Genomic DNA, 23,355 nt, shown 5'->3' with positions numbered 1-23,355 from the left:
AATTTGTAAATTGTAGTTGAAATAAGCTTAAAATCTATTTAAAGCCCAAATCAAATGACAACACAACAAAATATTGGAACCCACACTTTTCATTCCTCTTTCGGGAAAATTTTAGCTATAAAAGAAAGCGGGATTTTAAAAGCCAAAAGCATTCGTTACGCGCATTCTGAAAGGTTTCAAAAACCTATTCCTGAAAAGCCGTCGGATTTGGAAATTATCTTCCCAGAGAGAACCCCGGTTTGTCCGCAAAATATCAGTCCGTTGTTAGAAAAAATGATTGGGAAAATAGATCTCGATCTTTTTGATGTCGAAGAATCAACACAATATTTATCAATTTATCGACCAGAAAATATTGATCAGAATAAAAGATTACCTGTTGTTGTTTGGATTCATGGTGGATCTTATGAAATAGGGTGTGGTGATTTGTCAACTGCCGATCCTACCGATTGGGTAAAAGAACAAAACATTATTGTGGTCACGGTTTCTTATCGATTAGGATTTTTCGGTTTCTTAGGCGGAAGTGAAAAAAGACCTGCTAATTTAGGATTGTTTGATATTATTGAAGCGTTGAAATGGATCAAAACTTACATCAATGATTTTGGTGGAAATACTGAAAATGTTACTCTTTTGGGACAGTCTTCCGGCGGAGATGCGATTGCTCATTTGATGATTTCTGATGGTGTGGAAAATTTTTTTCAACGAGTAATTATTCAAAGTGCACCTTTGGGACTTAGAAATAATCGCCAAAAAATGCTCACCGAATTTTTAGAAAAAACAGAAAGATTTACGGCCGAAACAGATCTTTTAGAGATTGTTGAAAACTACAAAAACTTTGTGCCTTCTTTCTTTAAATATGGATTAAAAGCAGCCATGCCTTTCGGATCTCAATATGGTTTTCCGCCTTTGTGCAGGGAAGAAGAGTCTATGGAAAAATGGAAAGAAAGTGCTAAAAAATATGATGTTTTGATTGGTTTAAATGATGATGAAACTTCATTTTATATTAAAGCTTCCGACTCGATGAATAAATATCTTAATCAAGGCTTTGGAAAAAAAATTCTCAATAAAGCGATTCGGGCAACGACAGAAATTATTTATGGAAAACCCGCTCAGACTTTTGCTGAAAATTATGCTGAAGCGGGAGGAAATATCTATCTATTCAGAATTCATTCAAAATTGATTAATAATTTTTTCGGAGCTGCTCATGCATTTGACCTTCCCTTGTTATTTGGAAATGAAAATGCATGGAAATCTTCAGGATTATTAAAAGATGTTCCCTGGAAATATATTCACGAAAACGGACAGAAATTAAGAGCTCTTTGGGCAGAATTTGCCCGAAACGGAACTCTATCCGAATCCTCCGAAAAGCCTTCTATGCTGGAACTCCGAAAAGTTTAGTTTTATTTTTAAACACGAATAACACAAATTCTTTTCACAAATGACACAGATTTTATTTGTGAATATTAGTGCTTAAAATAGTAGTGTTATTCGTGTTTAATAATTTTATTCAGGAATCCAGACACTCACATTTCCCGCTGGAACAGGGAAATTTCCAAATCCTTTTTCATCGATGGTTACTTTCTCTTCAGACCTTCCAAGAAAATCGTAAAAGATTTGTCCAATATATTTTTCGCCCATTTCCATCGGTTTATTGTAAGCTTCTTTATTACTCAAAACTACTGCGCAGCCTTGATGTTCATCATCACCTTCACGAATCCAGCCCAAACAATTGGCATCTTCAAAATAATCTCTTTGAATGCCGTAAGCATGATCTTTTCTGGCTTTTAATAATTCTTCAATACCATCAATTTTATTCAAAAATATTTCCTGATCATTTCCTTCCTTATCTTTATCAACGTAATGAGCGCCAAATAAATCGGGGTAAAAAATGCATGGATAACCATTTTCTCTCAATAAAATCAAAGCATAGGCGAGAGGTTTGAACCATTCATCAACAGGAGCTTCCAAATCCTGTAAAGGTTGTGTGTCATGATTATCAACAAGACTTACCGAATGAAGCGGATCAGCCTGAGTAAGCGTTTCATCAAAAATTCTTCTCAAGTCATAATCGCCACCTTCTTTAGATGCGGTGTGGAAATTATTTTGTAACGAGCTATCAAATAAACTCATGGCACCTTCCGTAACTTCAATATATTTTTGAAGCAACGCCAAATATCCCGGAGCCCAATATTCGCCTACAGCAAAGATGTTTTTTCCGGAATTGGAGCGGAGTAGGGTGAGCCATTCTTTATAAAAATCAAAAGAGATATGTTTCAAAGCATCGAGTCTTACGCCATCGAAATCAGTTTGATCAAAATACCATTTTGCCCAATTGTTAAGCTCTTCTCTGACGTGTGGATTGCGATGTTCAACATCATTATACATCAGATAATCGTAGTTTCCTTTTTCATCATCGATCATTTCTTCCCAATCGTTTCCGTATTCAGATTGTATTTTGAAAATATGGGATTCCATACCTTCGGCATAATCAACACCGCTGAAACAGGTGAAATTCCATTCAAAATCAGAATATTTTTTCCCCCTTCCCGGAAACGTAAATTTGGTATACGATTCTATTTCAATGATATCAGAAATTACTTTTTCTCGATTATTTTCGTCAACTTTTACGGCTTTGAATTTTTCCAGTTCATCACCACCGGCTTTATGACCCAAAACAATATCGACAATAATCTGGATATTTTGTTTCTTTAAAGCTTTAATGGCTTTTGTGTAATCGTCTTTGGTTCCGTATTTTGTTTGGGTTGTTCCTTTTTGATCAAACTCTCCTAAATCGAAAAGATCATAAGCATCATATCCAATAGAGTAGCCTCCATTCGTTCCCTTATAAGCGGGAGGGAGCCAAACTGATGTAATTCCTAATTCTGATAAATAGTTGGCCTGTTTTTCGGCTTCTTTCCATAATTTTCCGTCTCCTTCCGAGTACCAATGGAAAAACTGAATCATCGTTTGGTTCATGTATTGTAGATTTGGTTAATACAAGTTAGTGAAAATTATTCACTATTGATTTTCAAATTCCTGAAACGGGATTTTTAGTTGAACGGAAACCTGTTTTTTTTCTTCTGTATTAAGATGAGAAAGAGATAATCCTAACAGTCGCACGGCTTTATCAAACGGGCGAAGTTCCCAAAGTTTTTTTGATGTTTTAAAATATTCTTCGGGTGAAGTAAAATATTCTTCTTTTGTAAAGCTTCTTGTGAATAATGAGAAATCTTTATATTTAATTTTTAAAGTTAAAGATCTTCCGAGAATATTATTTTTCTGTAATCTTTGATGAAGTTCTGCGCTTAAACTTTCCAATTTTTCATTGATCTGATGTTCATCAAAAAGATCTTCAAAAAAGGTTCTTTCCACCGCAACACTTTTCTGAATGCGATGAGGTTTTACTTCGGAAGTATGAATTCCACGGACAACATTATAGTAGTATCCGCCAGATTTACCAAACATTCTTGTAAGATCTTCGACAGATCTTTTCTTTAAATCTTTTCCTTTATAAATGCCTAAACTAAACATTTTGTTAGCTGTAACTTTCCCTACGCCGTAAAATTTTTCGACAGGCAATTCCTCAAGGAAAGCTTCAATTTTATCAGGATGAATGGTTTTTTGTCCGTTCGGTTTATTAATGTCTGAAGCAACTTTTGCTAAGAATTTATTGATGGAAATTCCGGCAGAAGCGGTGAGCCCTGTTTCTTCAAATATTTTCTGGCGAATCTCTTTCGCTATTTGATTCGCTGATTCTATTCCTTTTTTGTTTTCGGTAACGTCAAGATAGGCTTCATCCAAAGATAAAGGTTCTACCAAATCGGTATATTCATGAAAAATTTCCCGAATTTTTTTTGAAACTTCTTTATACCGCGCAAAATGGGGAGGAACAAAAATTAGATGCGGACATTTTTCTTTTGCTATTTTACTAGACATCGCAGAACGTACGCCGAATTTCCTTGCTTCATAGCTTGCCGCAGAAACGACACCACGATGTTCACCTCCTACAGCAATAGGTTTTCCTCTCAATGCAGGATTATCATACTGCTCCACGGAAGCATAGAATGCATCCATATCAACATGAATAATTTTGCGGAGGGGAAAAGGAAAATCCATATCACAAAGATATGGATTCATTTATTTTTAATGATCGAATTATTATGATTTCAATCTCATTGTAAGGAGTAGTGGTTCAAAACCTGCTTTTTCATAAGCTTTTACGGCAGATTCATTTTGATCATAAACATCCAGCCTGATTTCTGAAACTCCTTTATCTTTTACCCAAGAAATAAGTGCATCTACAATTAATTGATTGACTCCTTTACCTCGGTGCTCAGGTTTTACATACATAAAACCGAGATAACCATATTCTTTGAAGTTATTATAATTTTTTTCGGATTGCTTAATTAAAGCATATCCAGATGCGATAATCTCATTATTTTCTTCAACAACAACTAAATTAGCGTCTGGTAAAAGAATAAGAGCATGTAAATCATAGTAGTGAATTTCACCCTCCTTTAAAGTTTCATTAAAAGGTCTTTCCGAAGAAACAACACCTTGTTCAAACTCTAAAAGTATTTCTAAATCCTGTTCTGTAGCTTTTCTTACAATCATAACTTATTTTAAAAGCTTATCTATGGTTGTCTGAATTTCAGGATCTTCGGGAGAAATAGCGTAATATTTTGCAATCACAGATTTTTGATCGATCACCATATATCTTGGAATCCAGTTAAGGTCAATATAATTATTGAAATCATTTTTCCATCCGGAAGAGAACCAGTAATTTTCTTTGTCCTTCATCTCAAATCTTTCAAGGCTTTTATTAAAACCTTCTTTTGATCGGTCTAAGGAAAGGAACACAAAATCAATATTATCCTTGTTTTTTTCTTCTAATTCTTTAGCTTTTGGAAGTGCATTTAAACAATCTCTGCACCATCCAGCCCAGAAATCGATCACTAAAACTTTACCTTTATGCTGATCAAGAATTTGTTGAATCGTAACACTTTTACCTTCTTCATTTTCCAGTTTTTGACTTAAAGCTTCTTTAGAAAATTTAGTTTTAAGAACCGTTGGTATTTTTTGAGAACAACCTAATCCAAAAATACCCATCATCAATAGTAATAATAACTTTTTCATTTTTTCAATTACATTTAATGCAAATCTAAACAATGAAACTCAATTCGAGATTGGTTTCGTATTATTTAGCAAAAATTTAAGAGATTGAGAATTTCTATGAATAGTTCTTTACCAGACCTTTTACCAATGTAATAACATTCGGCATTGCTTTATTGGCAGCATTTAATACTTCTTCGTGAGAAACGGCAAAAGCAATATCGGGTCCGCCAAGATCTGTAATGATGGAAACACAGAAAACATCCATTCCCATATGTTTGGCAACGATGACTTCGGGAACGGTACTCATACCGACCATATCGCCACCGATGGCTTTGATCATTCCGTATTCGGCAGGAGTTTCAAAAGTGGGACCTTGTAAAGCAACGTAAACTCCCTGTTGAAATTTAATATTATTTTCTGATGCTATCTGTTCTGCTACAGCAATCATTTTTTTATTGTAAGGTTCACTCATATCTACGAAACGAGGACCAAAAGAATCTATATTTTTACCACGAAGCGGATGTTCGGGCATCATGTTGATGTGATCTTTTACAATCACAACATCTGCAACGCTGAAATTTGGATTTACACCGCCACAAGCGTTAGAAAGGATAAGATTTTTAATTCCTAATAAATGAAAAATTCTGATAGGAAAAGTAACTGTTTCAATAGAATGACCTTCATAATAATGAAAACGGCCGCTCATCATTAATACTTTTTTACCTTCAAGAATTCCGTAGATTAATTTTCCGCCATGACCTACAACGGTCGTTTGAGGAAAATTAGGAATGTCTTTGTATTCTAACACATGAATAGCTTCTACCTCGTCTTGAAGTTTCCCCAATCCTGATCCTAAAACAATCGCAAAATCAGGAATGTCCTGAATAATATTTTTAATGAAATCAGCGGTCTGCTTACTATTTTCTAACATAATCTAAGATGATTTGGTTGAATTCCTCTTTTTTATCGATCACTACATTAATAGGCCAGTAGTAAACGATGTCTCTAAGATAATCAAAGGATTTCAAACGAACATAATCTTTCTCAGTTGTTAAGATCAATTTGTATTCACCTAATTTTTTATAATCAGCAATGATTTTTTTTATATCATCATCCGTAAAATTATGGTGATCTCTGAATTTTAAATGTTTTACTCTTTGTGAAAATTTGGCTAAATGCGCCAACAAGGGCTTCGGATTGGCGATTCCTGTAATTAACAGAATATCATAATAATTAAGGTTGTTGTCGGGAAGCATTTTTTCTTTTCCGTACACATTTTCGTCATACCCGATGGATGAAAAGAATACTTTTTGGGTACGATCCGGTCTGATTCTGGAAATATAATATTGCTTGGTTTCTTCCGTCAGTTCATCGGGACATTTGCTGACCATAATGACGTCTGCTCTTTTGTAACCTGTTCTGGATTCTCTCAAATCTCCTGCAGGAAGCAAATGATCTTTAAAGAAAGGATCATTAAAATCGGTCATCAAAATATTAAACCCGGCCTTGATCGCTCTGTGCTGAAAAGCATCATCCAAAACAAGAACATCAAGATCCATATCTTCAATCACTTTCTTAGCTCCGGGAACTCTTTCTTCGGAAACTGCGATCACAAATCGGTTTTTGAAACGCTCAAATAACTGCATTGCTTCATCACCCACTGTTTTATAATTGCTGTCGTAATTGGTGACGTCATAACCTTTTGTCATTCTTCCATAACCGCGCGAAAGCACACCTGTTCTGTAATGTTTAGAAAGGTATTGGGCAAGATACATCACCATTGGCGATTTTCCGCTTCCGCCCACGGAGAGGTTACCGACATTGATTATCGGAGTCTTGAATTTCGTAGATTTAAAAATTCCCACATCATACATTGTGTTTCGGATACCCGTTACCATATGATAACCGAGGGAAAAAGGATATAGGTACCATCTTTTCATACGTTTGCAAAAATAGGAATTTTCGGAGGGATTTTAGCCAATATGGTATGTACTTTTTCAATATTTATTTTAAAAAATCGATTATTGATTATCATTAAATTACAGTATTTTTGTAGAGTTATTTTATTACATTGAGGTATTTTATAGAGTTTTCCTATAACGGTAAAAATTATTTCGGTTATCAGATCCAGCCGAATGCTATTTCCGTGCAGGAAGAATTGGAAAAAGCACTTTCCACGATTTTAAGAGAAAAAATTAAGACAACAGGAGCTGGACGCACAGATACAGGTGTTCACGCGAAGAAAATATTTGCTCATTTTGATACCGAACAGGTGTTGAATGATCAGTTTTCTCATCGATTAAACAGTTTTCTTCCGGCTGATATTTCCATCAAAAGAATTTTTGTGGTTAAAGATGATTTTCATGCACGTTTTGATGCAACTTTCAGAACATATGAATATTATATTTCGATGGAAAAAAATCCTTTCACGCAGGATTCTGCCTGGCAACATTGGAGAAGACCTTTAGATATTAATAAAATGAATGAAGCCTGTAAGATTTTATTTGAATATGAGGATTTTACAAGTTTTGCCAAGCTTCATACCGACAATAAAACCAATCTTTGTAAAATGTACAAAGCAGAATGGGAACAAAACGGGACAGAATTGAAATTCACTGTTTCTGCAAACCGTTTTCTGAGAAATATGGTGAGAGCAATTGTCGGAACTATGGTAGAAATTGGCTCAGGAAAGATAAAACCTGAAGAACTACGAAATGTCATTGAAAATAAGAACCGAAACTCTGCTGGAACATCTGCTCCCGCCCAAGGTTTATTTTTGGTGGATGTTGGATATGAATTTGATTAAAACTTAAAAAACATAAAACATATGATGTCAATAATTATTCTTGCAGCGGCTTACCGATATTACGCAGGACTTGCCGAAAAGTTTGGTAAAACAAAGTGGCATTTCGGTATTCTGGCTATTCTTATTTATTTGGGAGCTCAGTTTGGGTTTGGGCTTTGTTTCGGAATGTTCAAAGAAATTACAAATCCGGGTTCTTTGGATGAAACAAGCGACAATACTTTTACTTTCGTTAATCTTATTGGCTGGCTGGTGGCTATCGCAGTCGTTTTTGGAGTGTATAAACTTCTTGAGCGCAGATTTCAAAAAGAGAGTTTTGAGAAACCTTCTCTGGAAATCGAAGAAATTGGTAATAAAGAATGATAATAAATGATGGTGGCTTGATATTTTCAAAGTCACCATTTTAATTTTAAATAAAAACTAAAAACCATGGACGAAATCGAAAAACTAGCCTTTGCTCTGAATCATTTCGCAGGTCTTACGGAAGAAGAATTTAAACTTTCCGAAGAATTTTGGTTGCCAAAAACTTATCAAAAAGGAGATTTCTATAATCTTCGCGGAACGGTTTGTACGTATTTCGGGTTTATTGTTGATGGCGTTTTCCGTTCTTATACGATTGATGAAAAAACAGGAGAGGAGAAAAATGTTTTTCTCTATTCTGCTAATGGTTTTGTGGTTTCCTTTAAAAGTTTTATCAATCAGATTCCGTGTGATTATCATACTCAGGCGTTGACGGATGCTACGATTATTTATATCCGATATACAGATTTACTTTCACTTTATCAACAATCGCATCGATGGGAAAAATTCGGCAGACTTCTCGCGCAGGAAGCTTTTAACGTAACGATGAGCAGAATTGAAGGTTTTATTTTAAAATCTCCTGAAGAACGCTATTTAGATCTCATCAAACAGCATCCTGATATTTTTAATAATGTTCCGTTGTATCATATTTCCTCGTATTTGGGAATTCAGGGGCCGTCTTTAAGTAGGATAAGGAAAAGGATTTCAGGGAAGTAGTACGATTTTAACTAAGGTTAAAATTATCCTCATTTTATTCGCGGAACTTTGTCTCATAATTTAAAACCAATTAAAAATAAAAGTTATGAAAACAAAAACTATCGTATTAATTCATGGATTATTTGTGAACAATACAAGCTGGAAAGAATGGAAAACTTATTTCGAAGCACAAGGTTACACCGTGCACACTCCTGCAAATCCGGGACACAACGGAGATCCTAAAAATTTAAAAATAAACATTCCGTCAGAATTAAAAAATGTAGGTTTTGATGATGTGGTAACTCACCTATCAAGATTTATCGACACACTTCCTGAAAAACCAATCGTGATCGGGCATTCATTCGGAGGATTGATGGTTCAGAAATTAATCGATATGGGAAAAGCCGTTGCCGGAGTTAGCATTGATGGTGCACCTCCAAAAAATGTGATGGCTCCTTTTTCCACTGTGAAAGTTGTTTGGCCTGTTGTGAATTTCTTCAAAGGAAACTCTTCATTTCTTGGAACTAAAGAATGGTACCACAAAGCATTTTTTAATAATTATTCTAAAGCAGAAAGCGATAAATTATACGAAACTGTTGCCGCTCCTGAAAGCAGAAAACTGGCAAGAGATCCGTTATTCAAATCATCAGCAAAATTAGATTTAAACAAACCTCACGAACCATTATTATTCATCGCAGGTTCTAATGATAATATTTTCCCTGCAGCGTTTTCAAGAAAAATTGCTAATGCTTATAAAGATAAAAACAGTATTGTTGATTTTAAAGAATTTGAAGGTAGAAGTCATTTCATCGCTGGCGAAAGAGGTTGGGAAGAAGTTGCGGGCTATGTTTTGGACTGGTTGAAAAAGGTCAATTAATATTCTTTTGCTTAAAAATTGAAAAGAGACGGCTTCGGGAGCAGGTCTCTTTCTTTATTTGATATATCTGATGACGTTCCTCAGTCCTTCATTGAGGTTCCGAATATATCCGTTGATGTTATACAACCTAAAATTTGGGGTTCCGAACGTCAAATTTTAGGTCTGGGATGCCAAAGTTGATGATATCTAACCTCGTTATTGTAGTAAATAACGTCGTTGCATATGTTTACAACCTCAAAATAGGTGTTCCGAACGTATCCTATGGATTTCCAGACGTTAAATTTCCATTTAATTTGTCATGCTGATCGCTGGAGAAAAAGGTTGGGAAGAAGTTGCGGGTTATGTTTTGGACTGGTTGAATAAAGTTAATTAAAAAAGAAAGTCAGCTTTATTATCCTTGTCAAGGTTTTAAACCTTGACAAGGATGATTTTTTGCATAAAAAGAGATGCAAGAAATATTCAGCGTGTTAGAAAATCATCTATATCATAAATAACAGCAATCTGAATTTTTCATCAGGAATTAACCAAGTTGTAAAGGCAGACAAATTTTAAAGTCTTATTTTTGCAAAAGAATTTTATTTAATTCCTTTCTTCAATTCGTACAATGAAAAAACAAGATACCGGGGCAATTATCAAAAGATTATTCTTCATCGGGATGAAATTCCGTTCGTGGTTTATCATAACTTTGGTAATTTCTATATTTCTTTCCATCGTTTCTACTTACAGGCCGTACCTTACCATGCAGGTGGTAGATAACGATATTACCAAACTTCACGATAAAGCTTTGATGATGAAGCATATTTATCTTTTGGTAGGTTTGGTTTTTGCCGAAACAGTTTTAAACTTTTTCTTAGTGTATTTCTCCAATTATATTTCTCAGAACGTAATCAGAGATATCAGGGAGAGATTATATGCTAAACTGATTTATTTCAGAACATCATTTTTTGATAAAACACCGATCGGACAGCTCGTAACGCGCGCTGTAGGAGATGTAGAAACCATTGCAACTGTTTATACAGATGGTTTCCTTATGGTTTTTGGGGATATTTTGAGAATCGTTTTTGTGTTGATAATGATGTTCAGCACCAATGTTCATTTGAGTTACATTACGTTGGCGATTTTACCTTTAATGGTTTTAATTACAAGATTTTTTCAAAAAAGGTTGAAGAAAGCGTTTGGAGATGAAAGAAATTGGACTTCGAATCAAAACTCTTTTGTTCAGGAAAGATTGGCGGGAATGCCGATTATTCAGGTGTTCAACAGACAGAAGGCTGAATTTAAAAAGTTTGACGATATTAATATTACCTTAAAAGGAGCGTTATTGAGAACAGTTTTCATTTTCTCATTGTTCTTTCCTGTGGTTGAACTTATTTCTTCACTTTTTATAGGTTTTATCTTGTTCTATGGAGGATATATCACAATTAGTGCGGGAGTTGTTATTGCTTTTATCCAATATATTTCGATGCTGATTCGTCCTTTGAGACAGATTGCAGACCGTTTCAACAATATCCAACGCGGAATTGTTGGTGCTGAAAGAGTTCTTGGTTTGATGGATGAAGACTATGCAATGCCAAACAACGGAAAGGTAGAGAAAGATCATTTTGACGGTAAAATTGAATTCAAAGAAGTTCGTTTTGCATATGATGAGAAGCAGGAAGTTCTTAAAGGAATTGATTTTAAAGTAAATCCGGGAGAAACTGTAGCCATTGTTGGAGCAACCGGAGCCGGAAAATCTACCATTATCAGCTTGATTACAAGATTGTATGATATTAATTCCGGTGAGATTTTTATTGATGATGTTGAGCTTAAAGATTACGAGTTATATAATTTAAGAAGCCATATCGGAGTCGTATTGCAGGATGTTTTCCTGTTCCACGGAAGTATTTTTGAAAATCTTGCTTTTGGAGACGATACGATTACGTTAGAAAAAATAAAAGCCGGCGCAAAAGAAATTGAAGTTGATGATTTTATTGAAAGTCTTCCCGGAGGATATGAATATGTGGTGAGTGAAAGAGGTTCGTCGATTTCTTTAGGTCAAAGACAGCTATTATCTTTCTTAAGAGCGTATTTATCTGATCCAAAAATTTTAATTCTGGATGAAGCAACGTCGTCTATCGACCACGAAAGTGAAAAACTGATTCAGAGAGCGACGGAGAAAATCACTAAAAACAGAACATCAATTATTATCGCCCACAGACTTTCGACCATTGAAAAAGCAGATAAAATTATCGTGATGGAACATGGGAAGATCGTAGAAGAAGGCAAGCACCTGGAATTATTAGATCAAAACGGATATTATTCTACTCTTTACAAAGCTCAGTTGAGACATGAAGTAGAGGAGAGTGAAACTGTTGAAAATAATTAAGCTGAAATTATTTTTAGTTTAAAATCAAAAAGATACTTTTTAAAAGTATCTTTTTTTATGCTTGAATGTTTGATGAAAGCGAAGAATTTATAAACCGTAAGGAATAATTCCAAGATCTTTTTTCCAAACTTCACCGTATTTCTGAGTTAAATTTTTTGCTACAGCCAGGTTATTTTCTTCAGCTTGCTTTGAAATAAATGGGCTTATGACGCAGTTTTCATACACCACATCAACCTTATATTTTTTCCTGAAATCTTCATGATTTTTCGACATGATCCCGAATTGTATAAAATGAGGTAAGATTTCCACGTCTCTTTTTCCATTTTTATCTTTAATCGTTACTTTAACGTCCTTGTTTTTCTGCGCAAAACTTACGCCTGAAAAGGATAGTGCAATCAGTAAAAGAAATAATTTTGAGGTTTTCATATATAGTTTTTATGTCTTATAGATTAAAAATTAAGGTCGAGGTTAAAAATAAATCTTAATCCTGAGTTTTAAAATTTGGCTTTTGAGTGGTTAAAAATATCAATCAAGTTTAGAATCAGTAAAAATAAAAATCCTTTTATTACTAAGTGTTATGATAATTTTTGTTAAAGTTTTAGGAATTTCAAATCTGTGGATTATATAGGTGTTTTATTAAAAATGTTTAATATTTTCAAATTAATTGATAAAATGTTAATTAAATATTATGTTTATATCGAAATATTTATTAATTTTAATGTGAAATTGAACAGCTACCCTAATTATTGGTAGGGTGTTTGATATAATTGAATGATTTTTTAATTAAACCCCAAAATATAAATGAATAATATACAAGATGAATTTCAGGTCTTCAGAGACGAGTTAAGAAAATTGAATATCGAAGTACAGAAAGTAGTAAAGGTAGGTAACGGTAGCATGGACTTTCACGAGGTTTTCTACAAATCCCCAAGATATGAGGATGTAAAGACCGTCTATGTTCAACGTCACTACCTGGATGAACTTATTGTAAAATTCAGACAAGCTTATAGCTAAAAAATAAAATACGCGGCTCAGGTTTCCTGAGCCGCGTATTATTTATGATGTTTGAATAAATTTAATCCTTATCCAACGTTGAATTTTCTTTGGTATCTTTCATTCGTACATACACGAGCAATGAAAACAAAATACATGCAGTAATATACCAGTAGAAATAATGCTCGGCTCCAAATTTCTTTAGCCATAAAGCAATATATTCTGCGCTTCCCCCAAATATTGCCACAGTTAGGGCGTAGGGTAGGCCTACTCCCAACGCACGTACTTCGGACGGGAAAAGCTCAGCTTTTACGATAGCATTGATAGAAGTGTACCCGCTTACGATAATTAATGCAGCCATGATCAGGAAAAATGCTGTCCACATAGAAGTTGTATGACTTAATGCCGTCAGCAACGGAACGGTACAGAGCGTCCCCAAAATCCCGAAACCTAATAATAAAGGTCGTCTTCCGATTTTATCTGAAAGTCCTCCAAAAACAGGTTGTAAACACGCAAATATAAACAGAGAAACAAATGAAATTAAAGTAGATTGTTCTTTAGTAAGATGAACGGTATTCACTAAAAACTTCTGCATATAAGTGGTGTATGTATAGAAAGCCAATGTTCCTCCCAACGTCAATCCAATTACGGTAAGTAGAGCTTGCGGATGTTTTAAAAGTTCTTTGATTGTTCCTTTTTTCTTATCATTTACATCTTTTTTATTTTCAAAAGCTTCAGTTTCATGAAGATTTGATCTTAAATATAAAGCGATTACAGACAAAATTGCTCCAATCACAAAAGGAATTCTCCAGCCCCAATTTTCCAATTGAGTTTCTGTCAGGATTAATTTTTGTAAAACCAGCTGAATTCCCAGCGCAATTAATTGTCCGCCAATCAACGTTACGTATTGAAAACTCGAATAAAAACCTCGTCTGTCTTCTGTTGCCATTTCGCTGAGGTAGGTTGCCGAAACGCCGTATTCTCCGCCCACACTTAATCCCTGTAACAATCGTGCGATAAGAAGTAGAGCGGGAGCTAGGATTCCTATCGTGTCATACGTTGGTGTCAGTGCAATTAATAAAGATCCGAAAGACATTAATAAAACAGAAAGCGTCATTGCTTTTTTTCGTCCTATTCTATCGGCAATACTTCCGAACATCCATCCTCCGATGGGACGCATCAAAAATCCGACAAAAAATATTCCGGCAGTATTCATCAACTGTGCATTAAGATCAGATTCTGGGAAAAATGAATTGGAAAAATAGATGGCAAAGGCAGCGTAAGCATACCAGTCGTACCATTCTACCAGATTTCCTATGGAACCGCCCACAATGGCTTTTATCCTTTGGGCAGTTGTAATTTGAGTAGTATTAGCGTTCATATGGGTAAGATATTAAATTTTTTAAAGTACAATTTGAAAAGACAGTAAAAATTCTCCTTTTCTGTCAAAAATTCTTTTTGAAGCAGTATCATATAATGGTCTACTGCTGTACTGAGCAACAATTCTTGCATTTTGACCATATAAAAATAGATTAGCACCGATGTCGTAGTAGCTTCCGCTTTGGTTTAATGCTTTCATGTCTTTAAGCGCATAATTGAAAAACGGCTGAACTTTCACGATCTTGCTGAACTTAGGAAGTACAAAACCAACCTGAGAAAACCAGATATTTCCTGTTCCCATCAAGACTCTGTTGTTTCCGGCTCCTTCCAAAGCTTTTTCACCTGTAAATGTTGCATCAACAGTTCCGGGATTCATGATTCCGCTTACTCTCAGATAATTTGGGCCGTAGTTGTAATTATAGAAAACGGAGTAGAGCGTAAGTCCCATTTCTTTACTTTTATCACCTAACGGAAATTCAGAATAAACATCTGCTCCGAAAATATTGGCATCATGAGATTCAAAAACATTTTCTGTAGGCTGAGATTGCGTTGCATCTTTGTTGGTGTAAAAACCGGCTCCAATATTCAGAACTTTTTTTGCCGCTAAATTATTTCCCGCTAAAAATGATGTAGAAGTAACTTCTTTATTAAAAAACTGATAATAAGCATATCCGGCGTATGATAATTTTCCGCTTTGATTATTATCAACAGCAACTCCGCCAACAGCAGGCTTTAAATTTGTTGCAAAAGGTTTATTAACGCTGAAACGATAATTAATTCTGTCAAATTCTCCATGTACAAAAACTCCAAACTGTCTTGAAAACTGATCCGCAATTTCAATCGTCGGAAAATTAAAAACAGGAATATCTCCCGCAAGCATTTTGGTTGTACTTGCGTTGGTCATTCGGCTCACACCATTCCACGAGTGAAGTCCGGCTCCTAGATAAAGGTTGTTTTTATTAGGTTTTCCTGTCTGAAAATCATTTCTCGGGATAATGGCCACTTCATTATAGGCATCATGAAAAAAGAAAGGTGCTTTTTTTCCTGCGCCATTATTTCCTGTTCCAGTTCCTCCACCTGAAATAAAATTTTGATTATTAATTCCCATCTGTAAAAATACAGAATAGAAAGGCGTCAGCTGGCTTTGAATAATCAATCTCATTCTTCTAATTCCTGCATCATACGTGTGATCCTGCGGAACCCCATTGATGGCTGTTCCCGGATTATTATCGATACTTCGAAGCCAGATCTGGCTGGAAATTCCGAATTTTAACCATTTATCACCCTTTTGATTAAGGTTGATTTTAAGTTCTCCAATATCCAACGGATTTTTTTCAGCAGAAGGAACTTCTTCCATCTTTTTTTCGGACCTAATTGTGTCTTGGCTGTAAGCGAATTGAACTGCAGTTAAACCGAAAAGTAAGAGTAATTTTTTCATAGGCGTTTTTACTTGTGCCTAAACAAGAAATAAATTCTGAAGAAATTTTGAAGTTTTCACAGAATTTGAATTTTCATTGTTATGTTTTTGAATTTCAGTTAATTATTTTATGAAATTAATTCTAATAGTGTGTAAATCATGTTCAAAATGATAAGAAATTTCAGTATCATAAATCTCCAAAATCTTCTTCACAAGTGCCAAACCAATCCCGATGGAATTTTGATTAGGGTTTCCGCGCTTAAATCTTTTGAATAATTCTTCCGTAGAAATTGTGGGTGGATTTCCAGTATTTGAGATCTGAAAATAAGTTTCCGTAAGCTTAACGAAAATTTTTCCGTTTTCAATATTATGCCTTTTTGAATTGTTGATAAGATTGTTAATAACTATAGATGCTAAGTTTTCATCAAAATTAAGATAAACATCATCCTGAATTTCGTTAACCAAAGTAAGATTCTGAATTTCAAATAAGTCCTCAAAATAATGAAGTCTGTCTTTTAATAATTCTGAAAAATTAATCAGTTGTGAATCATTCTTTTCAAAATGTTCAAGTTTAGCAAGAAGAATCAGCGATTGGTTGATGGATGAAAGTCTGTCCAGCTCATCGTTCATCGAAGAAAGCGTGATCAACTGATTTTCTGAAAGTTCGCTATCCATTAATAACTCTATTTTCCCTTTAATAGAAGCTAGTGGAGTCTGTAATTCGTGGGATGTATTTTCTGAAAGTTCTTCCAAAAGGTTGTAGTCTTTCTTGGAGCTTTCGGACATTTTTAAGAGAAATTTATTTAATGATTTAAATTCTTCAGTCTCTGTTTCCATCAAATTCATCGGACTATTATCTCTCAATCTGAATTTTTTAATTTCATCCATCGCATGATAAAAAGGATCGAGAATTTTCTTTGAAACTAAAACACTTACAATAATCGTAAGAATGACAAGAAAAACCATTATCCATGCTACAACCATAATGATGCTCATCATAAAACGGTTTTCAATAATCGTAATATATCTTACACTCGTAATGGAATATTTTTTCTGATGAATAACAGGGTAGGTGGTGACGGAAATTCGGTTGATATAGGATTGTATGCTTTTGTTCCAGAGATATTTTTCCTCAATAATTTTTTCTTTGGCAATTTTTGTGTCAGGCGGAAGAATTTTAACCTGAGTTTGTTGATGATGAGATTTTAAATAATCATAAGCCGAATCTTTCTCTAATTTATGAGTGACGTAATCATTTAAATCTTCCAATTTCAGAATGGCAGAACGCATTGTTGCTCTTTCAAAAGCAAAATACAAAATAGCAAAGCCTGTGACGAGGACAAAAAATACCAAAAAGGTAAACGCTCTGGCAAATCGGAAGCTTAAATTCATGTAATTAGAAGTTAGAATTTAGAGATTAGAAATTAGAAATTAGTTTTATAATGATTGTGTTATTTTTTTGAAATTTCGAGGCTTGAAATTGAATCTAACCACTAACCTCTAATTTCTAATATCTTTTATTTATCAATCCACTTGTAACCTAATCCGTAAACAGTTTGTAGGTAATCTTTTCCACCTGAATCCAGAATTTTCTTTCTTAAATTTTTCAAATGCTGATAAACAAAATCTACATTATCAATACTGTACGTGTAATCTCCCCAAAGATGGCTGGCAATTGCCTGTTTGGATAACATTCTGTTTTGATTATTAATGAAATAAATCAATAAATTCAATTCTTTTTTTGTGAGATTAAGCAGCTGACCGTTAATTTTACATTCTTTGGATTCCAGATCAATAATAATTTCGTTAAAACTCAAAATACGGTTGGCTTCGGGAGTTTTTCTTCTGAGCACCGCTTTTATTCTTGAATGAAGTTCGGGCAGTGAAAACGGTTTTGTTACGTAATCATCTGCGCCATCGTCTAATCCGGTCAGTTTTGTGTCCAAAGAATTTTTTGCAGAAACAATAATCACGCTGGCTGATGGAGAATAATTTTTGATGTGTTTGAGGATTTCCAAACCATTTCCGTCAGGAAGCATAAGGTCTAAAAGGATGCAGTCGTATTCAAAAAGTTCAATTTTTTCTAACGCTTCTTTTGCACTAGAAGCCACTTCACAGACGTAATCCTCTTTTTTAAGATAGTCTATAATGTTGGTTGCAAGTTCCTTATGGTCTTCTATGATGAGGATTTTCATATAAAATTATTAAACCGAAATATCGTATTCTTCGGTTTAAAGATATAAAAAAACCGTTCAGCAATATTGAACGGAATTTGTATGGTGAAATGAATAAAAAATTTAACCACAAAAGGCAGAAAAGATTTTTAACACTTAAGTTTATTTAAGTTAATAGAATTCTGCATAGAAGAGCACTTAAGTTCTTTTGAAAATCAAAGATTTTCATCTTATGTGGACTTTTGTATTTTCAAAATAATAAACTGTTTAATAAAAGCTTTTGTGTCTTTTGTGGTAAAATAAAAATTTAAACAGGTTCAATTTTTAAAATCTATATCCGAGAGAAAGTCCGCTTCTGAAACCTGCCCACGGGCCATCGATTTTTATTCGGGCTCCTTTTTCATTGGTTTCAACGGTGTAATCTACAAAAGGAATGTCCAGATTTTCAATTTCTTTTTTTAATTGAGCCTGCATTTCGGGGGTTAAAACATAGTCGCTTGTCATGGTAAAGTCACCTTTTCCGCTTCCGTAATGTCCGCCCGCGATCCAGAAATCGAGTACAAGATTTTGACTTCTGGTTAAAAGAAACTGAACGCCGACCATTACTCCGCCACTGTTTCCGTTGGCGCTTCCTGTACCTTTTAATGGAATTTGATAGGTGTTTCCATCAATCGCATTGTAGTCATAATAGAAATCAAAAGTATTAGTAGTTACCTTTGAATATCGGTAATAAGGTGCAATGTAAAAGCCCTTTCCGTAGCCTTTTCCAAGATAAAAACGAGGTTCTACGGTGAAATTTGTTGCTTTTACTCTAAGATTTTGAAATCTTTTTTCATCTTCGTCACCTAAAAATGAGTTGATGAAAGGAACTTTACCTTCCGGCATCGTTCCGAAGCTTACATTCATTGAAAACCACTGATTTATAGATCTTTCATAAGACAAATTAATGTTTCTGAATACATATCCTGTAACATTGGTTTTAATGATGTTCATTTTCTCCAGAGGTTGGCTGCTTGTTTCCTGTGCGTTGAATTCTGAAAACAACAAGGGAAGAATTATAATGAAATATTTTTTCATGATTTTAAATTTTCATTAAACATTAAGTGATTGGTATTGATACGAAAGCAAAAAACGGGCAGGAAATCAATAAACTGTGAATTTAATTTTCAATTATGATTAAAAATAATAAATAAATGTTGATTATGAGAGTGAAATTTACCTTTTAATTGTTTTCTTTTTAATTATAATTTAAAAATCATCAATGATAAATTAAAACAAAAAAAATCCGCCCATCAAGATGAATGAACGGATTTTGTTTTATTGAGTGTTGATTTCTATTTCTTAATAAATTTCGCAGTCTCAGCTTTAGAATCTTTTCCTGAAACTTCAATAAAGTAAGCAGCAGGCGGTAATTCTGAAATCTGAACTTTTCCGGCTTTAAGATCTGCCGTTTTTACTAATTTTCCATCTAAGCTGTATACTTTAGCTGTTGAAAAATTTCCTGCTCCTTTCAATTCAATAGCATCTTGAGCCGGATTAGGATAAATTTTTAAACTTTCTTTTTTAGCAACGAAATCTCCTGTTGATAATGTTGGTAAATTAAGAGCCTGAGCAGCGTTTGACGTTTGGTTATTAATTCCCGCTACAGGAACATTAATAATAGTTTCAATGGTCGTTAACAAAGGAAATTTGTGAGTGCTGTCGTAATACGAATAAGAAGTATTGGTAATAGATCCTATCGGAAATATAAACGATGTATCATTCGGTAAATGAAGATTGAAAGTCTGAACAGATTTGGTTCTCAATACATTATTAAATGTAGCCGGTCCCAAAAGCAATGTTCCTGATCCGTCAGCAGAAATATTAATTGTTCCTTTGCATAATCCACTCGCAGAAGGCGACGTGAATGTTCCCTGTGCCTGATCTGTTTCAGAATATCCAAATGCGGCAGGATAAGAAATAAATGTTCCGTTATTGGTTCCCAGATTCAAAGTAGCATCTGTAGTTACTAATCCTGTGATTTCCAGTTTTGAAGCCGTTTGTTTGTAGTAAACTGTAGTTCCGCTTCCTACCATTTTCAAGGTAGAACCAGGGAAAGTAGTGATTTCACCAGCAGAAGGAGTCGAATAAACTGTCGAAGATGCTGCTCCAGCAGTAAGTTGAGAGTTAGTAAAAGTTGTATTTGCTCCTGTTGCAGAATTATTTGGTGTTCCGGTTACAGATAAATAACTTACCGATTCACCAGTTATTGGATCGTTAAAAGCTTTAGTGATGGTAGTTTGCGCTGTATAAAGCCCTGAAGCCATCAGCAAAAAAAGTACAGATTTTCTCATAGTTAAATTTTTCTTTAAAGATAATTAAAAACTGTGTTTCAAAATGTATTTTATTTAATCATAACGGATTTTTAATGAGAGTCTTAAAAACAAAAACCGTCCAATAAAAACTGGACGGCCATTTCTGTGCGCTAAATACGATTTTTTAATTCTGACTGATAATCATTTTTCGATACCTATAAATATCTTCGATGGTTACGACGGTCATGTCTTTTCTGATGGCAAAATCTACAATTTCGGGAAGCCTTGCCATTGTTCCGTCTTCGTTGGTGAGTTCACAAAGTACGGCATCGTCACCAAGATTGGCGAGTTTTACAAGATCTACACTTCCTTCTGTATGTCCGCGTCTTTCGAAAACACCGTCTTTTTTAGCAATTAAAGGAAAAACGTGTCCTGGACTTGCAATGTGATCGGCTTCTGCATATTCTGCAACGGCTGTTCTAATCGTTCTTACACGGTCTTTCGCCGAAACTCCCGATTCAACGCCTTCTTTGGCTTCAATGGAGATGGTAAATGCGGTTTGATTTTTTGAATTGTTGCTTTCAACCATCGGACGGAGGTTGAGGTGTTTACTTTTTTCCTCAGAAATGCATAAACAGACGATTCCGCTGCATTCGCGGATCAAAAGTGCCATGTCTTTTTCTGTAATGGTGGAGGCAGGAAAAATGATGTCGCCCTCGTTTTCACGATTTTCATCATCAACTAAAAGGATGCCTTTTCCTTGTTGTAATTTTAGAAGTGCATTTTTTACACGTTCTTGTGGAGTTACTCCGAATTTTACTAATAATTTTTCCATGTTATTTTAATTTTAAGTTAAAATACACTTCGGTACATGGAAATGAAATACAACACAATGAGTCTATAAAATAGCCTCACTGATTGCTCCATTTTCTTCTCCCATCCAGACTGTAACTGTCGGTTTTGGAATTTCACCAAATCAGTCCTTTCGTTAAAAAGGAGTCGCGGACTGTAACCGCCGGTAGGGAATTGCACCCTGCCCCGAAGAAAACTTATACTAAGTTTTACTGTATGTTTGTTGTAATTGTTCTTTAATTCATTAATTTTTTGTTTAACGCACAGATGACAAATTTCGGGAAGTTTTTTGGAATAGAGAAGAGATTTATTATTAATCAGCCTACCTTATTTTTCTCTGCAGGCGCATTCATGATTTTCATTTAAATAGGCAATTGTTGCTTTGCACATTTTTTCTAACGTATCAATATTGATATCAGACAGTTTTTTGACATAAATACAGGCTTTACCCATTTTAAATTTTCCAAAATCATCTAATAAATGCTTACTTTCTTCGGTTGGCGAAAAAACATACAGTGAGAATTCTGCTTTACGAGGGGAAAAACCGATGAGTGGCATGTCGCCTTCGTGCCCACTTGCGTATTTATAATGATAACTGCCAAATCCGATAATGGTTGGTCCCCACATTTTAGGCTCAAATCCTGACCATTTACTCATAAGCTCAATTAACTTAAAGCTATCTGCTTTCTTTTCGTCTTTTTCTACAAATGAGTTAATGAAATCTGTTACGTTGACGGTTGTTTCGTTGGTTTTGTTTGCTTTGGCCATGGTTATTCGTATTCTTTTAAATAAGTTACCATTTTTTTCTCAATAAAATCGGTGAATGAATTTGCAATTTTTATAGCTTTAGGAGGTTGGCTTTCGTGGGCAAAAATATAAATGTTGTGATTCTCTAAATTGTACAGCAATTGATCTCCATCGCCATACAGCCAAAATTCACCTAAGGCTAAATATTGTTTTTTTTGAATCGTTTCGATGATTAATTCTTTAAAATCGATATCTATCCCTTCAAGTTGTAAAGTTGATACATTTTGATACCATGTTACCAGATCTTCTGGAAGTTGTATAGAAAGTTCTTTTTCTTTATTTTGAATAGCTTCCTGTTTTTCGCCTAATTCAATAACGTCAGAATTACTGTAAGATTTAGTTAATTGTCTGAAAAATTTTGGATAAATATTCTTTAGATATCCGAATTTATTTTCGACTTCCTTTTGAAGATGTTTTTCTTTTTGTTTTTCTGCCTTACAGAAATCATCAAATTCTTTTTCCCATCCTTTTTTATAAAGGTCGGATAAAGCAACAGTTATTTCTTTTGATGTTAACCAATCAAAAGCTGCTAATTGTCCGATGTATAAATTTCGGATATCACTGAAACTTTCTTTAGGCTTTACTTTAAGAAAAGTCGTTCTCCCGCATATTTTTTCGATACTATCTTTATGTTCTGTAAACCAGCCTATCCATTCTTGGGCAATGAGTTTTCCCTGTGAAAGGCTTGTGAATTTTTCAATAATTTCTTGTTGAGTCATATTTGAAACAGATTAAGTATCACAAGAAACATCATCCCATTCCTGTCCCATATAACTAATAAGCCAATTAATTGAGTGCATAATGTCTTTCGTAGACAATTCCTGAATCTACGGTTGTCATCTCGAGATTGTTTAATCTGGCGTCAACACAAGCCCAATGATATCTGTAATAAAGATCATTAGCATCTAAAATTTCAGCTTTTGAACGGAGTTGATTGTTGGAATTGATGAAATCATTAGGGTCGTTTTCCCCGCCGATTGGATATTTTTCAAGAGGAATATCATTCAAATCACATAATTCATTCGGAAAAGGTAGTGTGTCCACAAGTTGTAATGCCCAAAGCAAAACCCAAATACATTCACACTTCCAGGTTTCCTGAAATTTTTTATCTTCTGTAGGATTTTGTAAAAAATCTTTTTCATCAGATGTTGTAGATTCCCAAAGATTACACTTTTCAAGATAGCTGATGGCTTCTTCCGAATCTATACTGTCAAAAGCAACTAAGTTGGTGATGGCAAGAATACTAACTCTTGTGGCGACCTCCATAGAAGTTCGAAGGGTTGTT

At 34.5% G+C, this 23,355-nt stretch carries 22 protein-coding genes, 1 pseudogene and 1 riboswitch; of the genes and pseudogenes, 6 read left to right on the top strand and 17 right to left on the bottom strand.

The window, feature by feature from the left end; translation table 11 throughout:
* Window positions 1-54: 54 nt before the first annotated feature.
* Window positions 55-1,395, top strand: a complete 1,341-nt coding sequence (locus SB689_RS16120; RefSeq protein WP_410693122.1) for a carboxylesterase family protein — start codon at window positions 55-57, stop codon at window positions 1,393-1,395.
* 105 nt (window positions 1,396-1,500) lie between these two features.
* Here SB689_RS16120 and SB689_RS16115 read toward each other — a convergent pair whose 3' ends face one another.
* The 6 genes from SB689_RS16115 to lpxK form a co-directional block, all read right to left on the bottom strand.
* Entirely contained in the window at window positions 1,501-2,973 is a 1,473-nt protein-coding gene (locus tag SB689_RS16115; protein ID WP_410693121.1) for an alpha-amylase, read from the bottom strand.
* 42 nt (window positions 2,974-3,015) lie between these two features.
* Window positions 3,016-4,113, bottom strand: a complete 1,098-nt coding sequence (gene dinB, locus SB689_RS16110) for a DNA polymerase IV (protein WP_410693170.1) — start codon at window positions 4,111-4,113, stop codon at window positions 3,016-3,018.
* Window positions 4,114-4,155: 42 nt separating this feature from the next.
* Entirely contained in the window at window positions 4,156-4,611 is a 456-nt protein-coding gene (locus SB689_RS16105; protein WP_410693120.1) for a GNAT family N-acetyltransferase, read from the bottom strand.
* Window positions 4,612-4,614: 3 nt separating this feature from the next.
* Window positions 4,615-5,133: a TlpA family protein disulfide reductase gene (locus SB689_RS16100; protein ID WP_410693118.1), complete on the bottom strand. Its 519-nt coding sequence runs from the start codon at window positions 5,131-5,133 to the stop codon at window positions 4,615-4,617.
* A gap of 94 nt (window positions 5,134-5,227) precedes the next feature.
* Entirely contained in the window at window positions 5,228-6,043 is an 816-nt protein-coding gene (locus SB689_RS16095; protein ID WP_410693117.1) for a purine-nucleoside phosphorylase, read from the bottom strand.
* Complete coding sequence (lpxK, locus tag SB689_RS16090) at window positions 6,030-7,052, bottom strand: tetraacyldisaccharide 4'-kinase (protein WP_410693116.1); 1,023 nt, start codon at window positions 7,050-7,052, stop codon at window positions 6,030-6,032. Before lpxK ends, SB689_RS16095 begins: the two co-directional genes overlap by 14 nt.
* 131 nt (window positions 7,053-7,183) lie before the next feature.
* Between lpxK and truA the strand changes: the two genes are divergently transcribed.
* The 5 genes from truA to SB689_RS16065 all read left to right on the top strand — a co-directional run bounded on the left by truA (window position 7,184) and on the right by SB689_RS16065 (window position 12,153).
* Window positions 7,184-7,918, top strand: coding sequence for a tRNA pseudouridine(38-40) synthase TruA (gene truA, locus SB689_RS16085; RefSeq protein ID WP_410693115.1), 735 nt, complete (start codon window positions 7,184-7,186; stop codon window positions 7,916-7,918).
* A 21-nt stretch (window positions 7,919-7,939) separates the two neighbouring features.
* Window positions 7,940-8,278: a hypothetical protein gene (locus SB689_RS16080; RefSeq protein ID WP_410693114.1), complete on the top strand. Its 339-nt coding sequence runs from the start codon at window positions 7,940-7,942 to the stop codon at window positions 8,276-8,278.
* Window positions 8,279-8,344: 66 nt separating this feature from the next.
* On the top strand, window positions 8,345-8,932 hold the full coding sequence (locus SB689_RS16075; RefSeq protein WP_123980799.1) for a Crp/Fnr family transcriptional regulator: 588 nt from the start codon (window positions 8,345-8,347) through the stop codon (window positions 8,930-8,932).
* 85 nt (window positions 8,933-9,017) lie between these two features.
* Entirely contained in the window at window positions 9,018-9,788 is a 771-nt protein-coding gene (locus SB689_RS16070) for an alpha/beta hydrolase (protein ID WP_410693112.1), read from the top strand.
* Window positions 9,789-10,392: 604 nt separating this feature from the next.
* Window positions 10,393-12,153, top strand: a complete 1,761-nt coding sequence (locus SB689_RS16065) for an ABC transporter ATP-binding protein (RefSeq protein WP_410693111.1) — start codon at window positions 10,393-10,395, stop codon at window positions 12,151-12,153.
* 87 nt (window positions 12,154-12,240) lie between these two features.
* On the opposite strand, the gene SB689_RS16060 is transcribed toward SB689_RS16065, so the two are convergent.
* The 11 genes and pseudogenes from SB689_RS16060 to SB689_RS16010 all read right to left on the bottom strand — a co-directional run.
* Complete coding sequence (locus SB689_RS16060) at window positions 12,241-12,579, bottom strand: hypothetical protein (RefSeq protein WP_410693110.1); 339 nt, start codon at window positions 12,577-12,579, stop codon at window positions 12,241-12,243.
* A 649-nt stretch (window positions 12,580-13,228) separates the two neighbouring features.
* Window positions 13,229-14,527 carry an MFS transporter gene (locus SB689_RS16055; RefSeq protein WP_410693109.1) on the bottom strand — a complete coding sequence of 433 codons (1,299 nt, stop codon included), beginning with the start codon at window positions 14,525-14,527 and terminating at the stop codon, window positions 13,229-13,231.
* A 21-nt stretch (window positions 14,528-14,548) separates the two neighbouring features.
* The gene (locus SB689_RS16050) at window positions 14,549-15,964 is read right to left on the bottom strand and encodes a porin (RefSeq protein WP_410693107.1); all 1,416 of its coding nucleotides are present in this window, start codon (window positions 15,962-15,964) and stop codon (window positions 14,549-14,551) included.
* Between the two features lie 102 nt (window positions 15,965-16,066).
* On the bottom strand, window positions 16,067-17,335 hold the full coding sequence (locus SB689_RS16045; RefSeq protein ID WP_410693105.1) for a histidine kinase dimerization/phospho-acceptor domain-containing protein: 1,269 nt from the start codon (window positions 17,333-17,335) through the stop codon (window positions 16,067-16,069).
* Window positions 17,336-17,460: 125 nt separating this feature from the next.
* Entirely contained in the window at window positions 17,461-18,138 is a 678-nt protein-coding gene (locus SB689_RS16040) for a response regulator transcription factor (RefSeq protein WP_410693104.1), read from the bottom strand.
* Window positions 18,139-18,441: 303 nt separating this feature from the next.
* Window positions 18,442-19,194: a DUF3575 domain-containing protein gene (locus tag SB689_RS16035; protein ID WP_410693102.1), complete on the bottom strand. Its 753-nt coding sequence runs from the start codon at window positions 19,192-19,194 to the stop codon at window positions 18,442-18,444.
* A gap of 257 nt (window positions 19,195-19,451) precedes the next feature.
* The gene (locus SB689_RS16030) at window positions 19,452-20,450 is read right to left on the bottom strand and encodes a T9SS type A sorting domain-containing protein (RefSeq protein ID WP_410693100.1); all 999 of its coding nucleotides are present in this window, start codon (window positions 20,448-20,450) and stop codon (window positions 19,452-19,454) included.
* A gap of 145 nt (window positions 20,451-20,595) precedes the next feature.
* A complete protein-coding gene (ribB, locus tag SB689_RS16025; RefSeq protein ID WP_410693099.1) occupies window positions 20,596-21,246 on the bottom strand; it encodes a 3,4-dihydroxy-2-butanone-4-phosphate synthase in 651 nt (216 codons plus the stop codon).
* A gap of 89 nt (window positions 21,247-21,335) precedes the next feature.
* Window positions 21,336-21,461, bottom strand: a riboswitch (FMN riboswitch).
* Window positions 21,462-21,590: 129 nt separating this feature from the next.
* A complete protein-coding gene (locus SB689_RS16020) occupies window positions 21,591-22,031 on the bottom strand; it encodes a DUF1801 domain-containing protein (protein ID WP_410693098.1) in 441 nt (146 codons plus the stop codon).
* Between the two features lie 2 nt (window positions 22,032-22,033).
* Window positions 22,034-22,789, bottom strand: a complete 756-nt coding sequence (locus tag SB689_RS16015) for an SMI1/KNR4 family protein (protein ID WP_410693097.1) — start codon at window positions 22,787-22,789, stop codon at window positions 22,034-22,036.
* A gap of 67 nt (window positions 22,790-22,856) precedes the next feature.
* A pseudogene (locus tag SB689_RS16010) lies at window positions 22,857-23,351 on the bottom strand (DUF4272 domain-containing protein); the annotation flags it as partial.
* Window positions 23,352-23,355 lie beyond the last annotated feature (4 nt).

The organism is Chryseobacterium sp. SIMBA_038 (assembly GCF_046535115.1).
Classification (GTDB): domain Bacteria; phylum Bacteroidota; class Bacteroidia; order Flavobacteriales; family Weeksellaceae; genus Chryseobacterium.
The sequence above is the reverse complement of the archived record's forward strand: the minus strand, read 5'-3'. Positions and strand labels throughout refer to the sequence as shown.

Excerpts from the sequence above, each read along its gene's own strand:
- SB689_RS16120 (WP_410693122.1), top strand. The coding sequence starts at position 55 with ATGACAACACAACAAAATATTGGAACCCACACTTTTCATTCCTCTTTC.
- SB689_RS16095 (WP_410693117.1), bottom strand. The coding sequence starts at position 6,043 with ATGTTAGAAAATAGTAAGCAGACCGCTGATTTCATTAAAAATATTATT.
- SB689_RS16080 (WP_410693114.1), top strand. The coding sequence starts at position 7,940 with ATGATGTCAATAATTATTCTTGCAGCGGCTTACCGATATTACGCAGGA.
- SB689_RS16035 (WP_410693102.1), bottom strand. The coding sequence starts at position 19,194 with ATGAAAAAATATTTCATTATAATTCTTCCCTTGTTGTTTTCAGAATTC.
- SB689_RS16015 (WP_410693097.1), bottom strand. The coding sequence starts at position 22,789 with ATGACTCAACAAGAAATTATTGAAAAATTCACAAGCCTTTCACAGGGA.
- SB689_RS16075 (WP_123980799.1), top strand. The coding sequence starts at position 8,345 with ATGGACGAAATCGAAAAACTAGCCTTTGCTCTGAATCATTTCGCAGGT.
- SB689_RS16060 (WP_410693110.1), bottom strand. The coding sequence starts at position 12,579 with ATGAAAACCTCAAAATTATTTCTTTTACTGATTGCACTATCCTTTTCA.
- SB689_RS16050 (WP_410693107.1), bottom strand. The coding sequence starts at position 15,964 with ATGAAAAAATTACTCTTACTTTTCGGTTTAACTGCAGTTCAATTCGCT.
- lpxK (WP_410693116.1), bottom strand. The coding sequence starts at position 7,052 with ATGAAAAGATGGTACCTATATCCTTTTTCCCTCGGTTATCATATGGTA.
- SB689_RS16115 (WP_410693121.1), bottom strand. The coding sequence starts at position 2,973 with ATGAACCAAACGATGATTCAGTTTTTCCATTGGTACTCGGAAGGAGAC.
- ribB (WP_410693099.1), bottom strand. The coding sequence starts at position 21,246 with ATGGAAAAATTATTAGTAAAATTCGGAGTAACTCCACAAGAACGTGTA.
- dinB (WP_410693170.1), bottom strand. The coding sequence starts at position 4,113 with ATGGATTTTCCTTTTCCCCTCCGCAAAATTATTCATGTTGATATGGAT.
- SB689_RS16020 (WP_410693098.1), bottom strand. The coding sequence starts at position 22,031 with ATGGCCAAAGCAAACAAAACCAACGAAACAACCGTCAACGTAACAGAT.
- SB689_RS16030 (WP_410693100.1), bottom strand. The coding sequence starts at position 20,450 with ATGAGAAAATCTGTACTTTTTTTGCTGATGGCTTCAGGGCTTTATACA.
- SB689_RS16105 (WP_410693120.1), bottom strand. The coding sequence starts at position 4,611 with ATGATTGTAAGAAAAGCTACAGAACAGGATTTAGAAATACTTTTAGAG.
- SB689_RS16070 (WP_410693112.1), top strand. The coding sequence starts at position 9,018 with ATGAAAACAAAAACTATCGTATTAATTCATGGATTATTTGTGAACAAT.
- SB689_RS16100 (WP_410693118.1), bottom strand. The coding sequence starts at position 5,133 with ATGAAAAAGTTATTATTACTATTGATGATGGGTATTTTTGGATTAGGT.
- SB689_RS16040 (WP_410693104.1), bottom strand. The coding sequence starts at position 18,138 with ATGAAAATCCTCATCATAGAAGACCATAAGGAACTTGCAACCAACATT.
- SB689_RS16045 (WP_410693105.1), bottom strand. The coding sequence starts at position 17,335 with ATGAATTTAAGCTTCCGATTTGCCAGAGCGTTTACCTTTTTGGTATTT.
- SB689_RS16065 (WP_410693111.1), top strand. The coding sequence starts at position 10,393 with ATGAAAAAACAAGATACCGGGGCAATTATCAAAAGATTATTCTTCATC.
- SB689_RS16055 (WP_410693109.1), bottom strand. The coding sequence starts at position 14,527 with ATGAACGCTAATACTACTCAAATTACAACTGCCCAAAGGATAAAAGCC.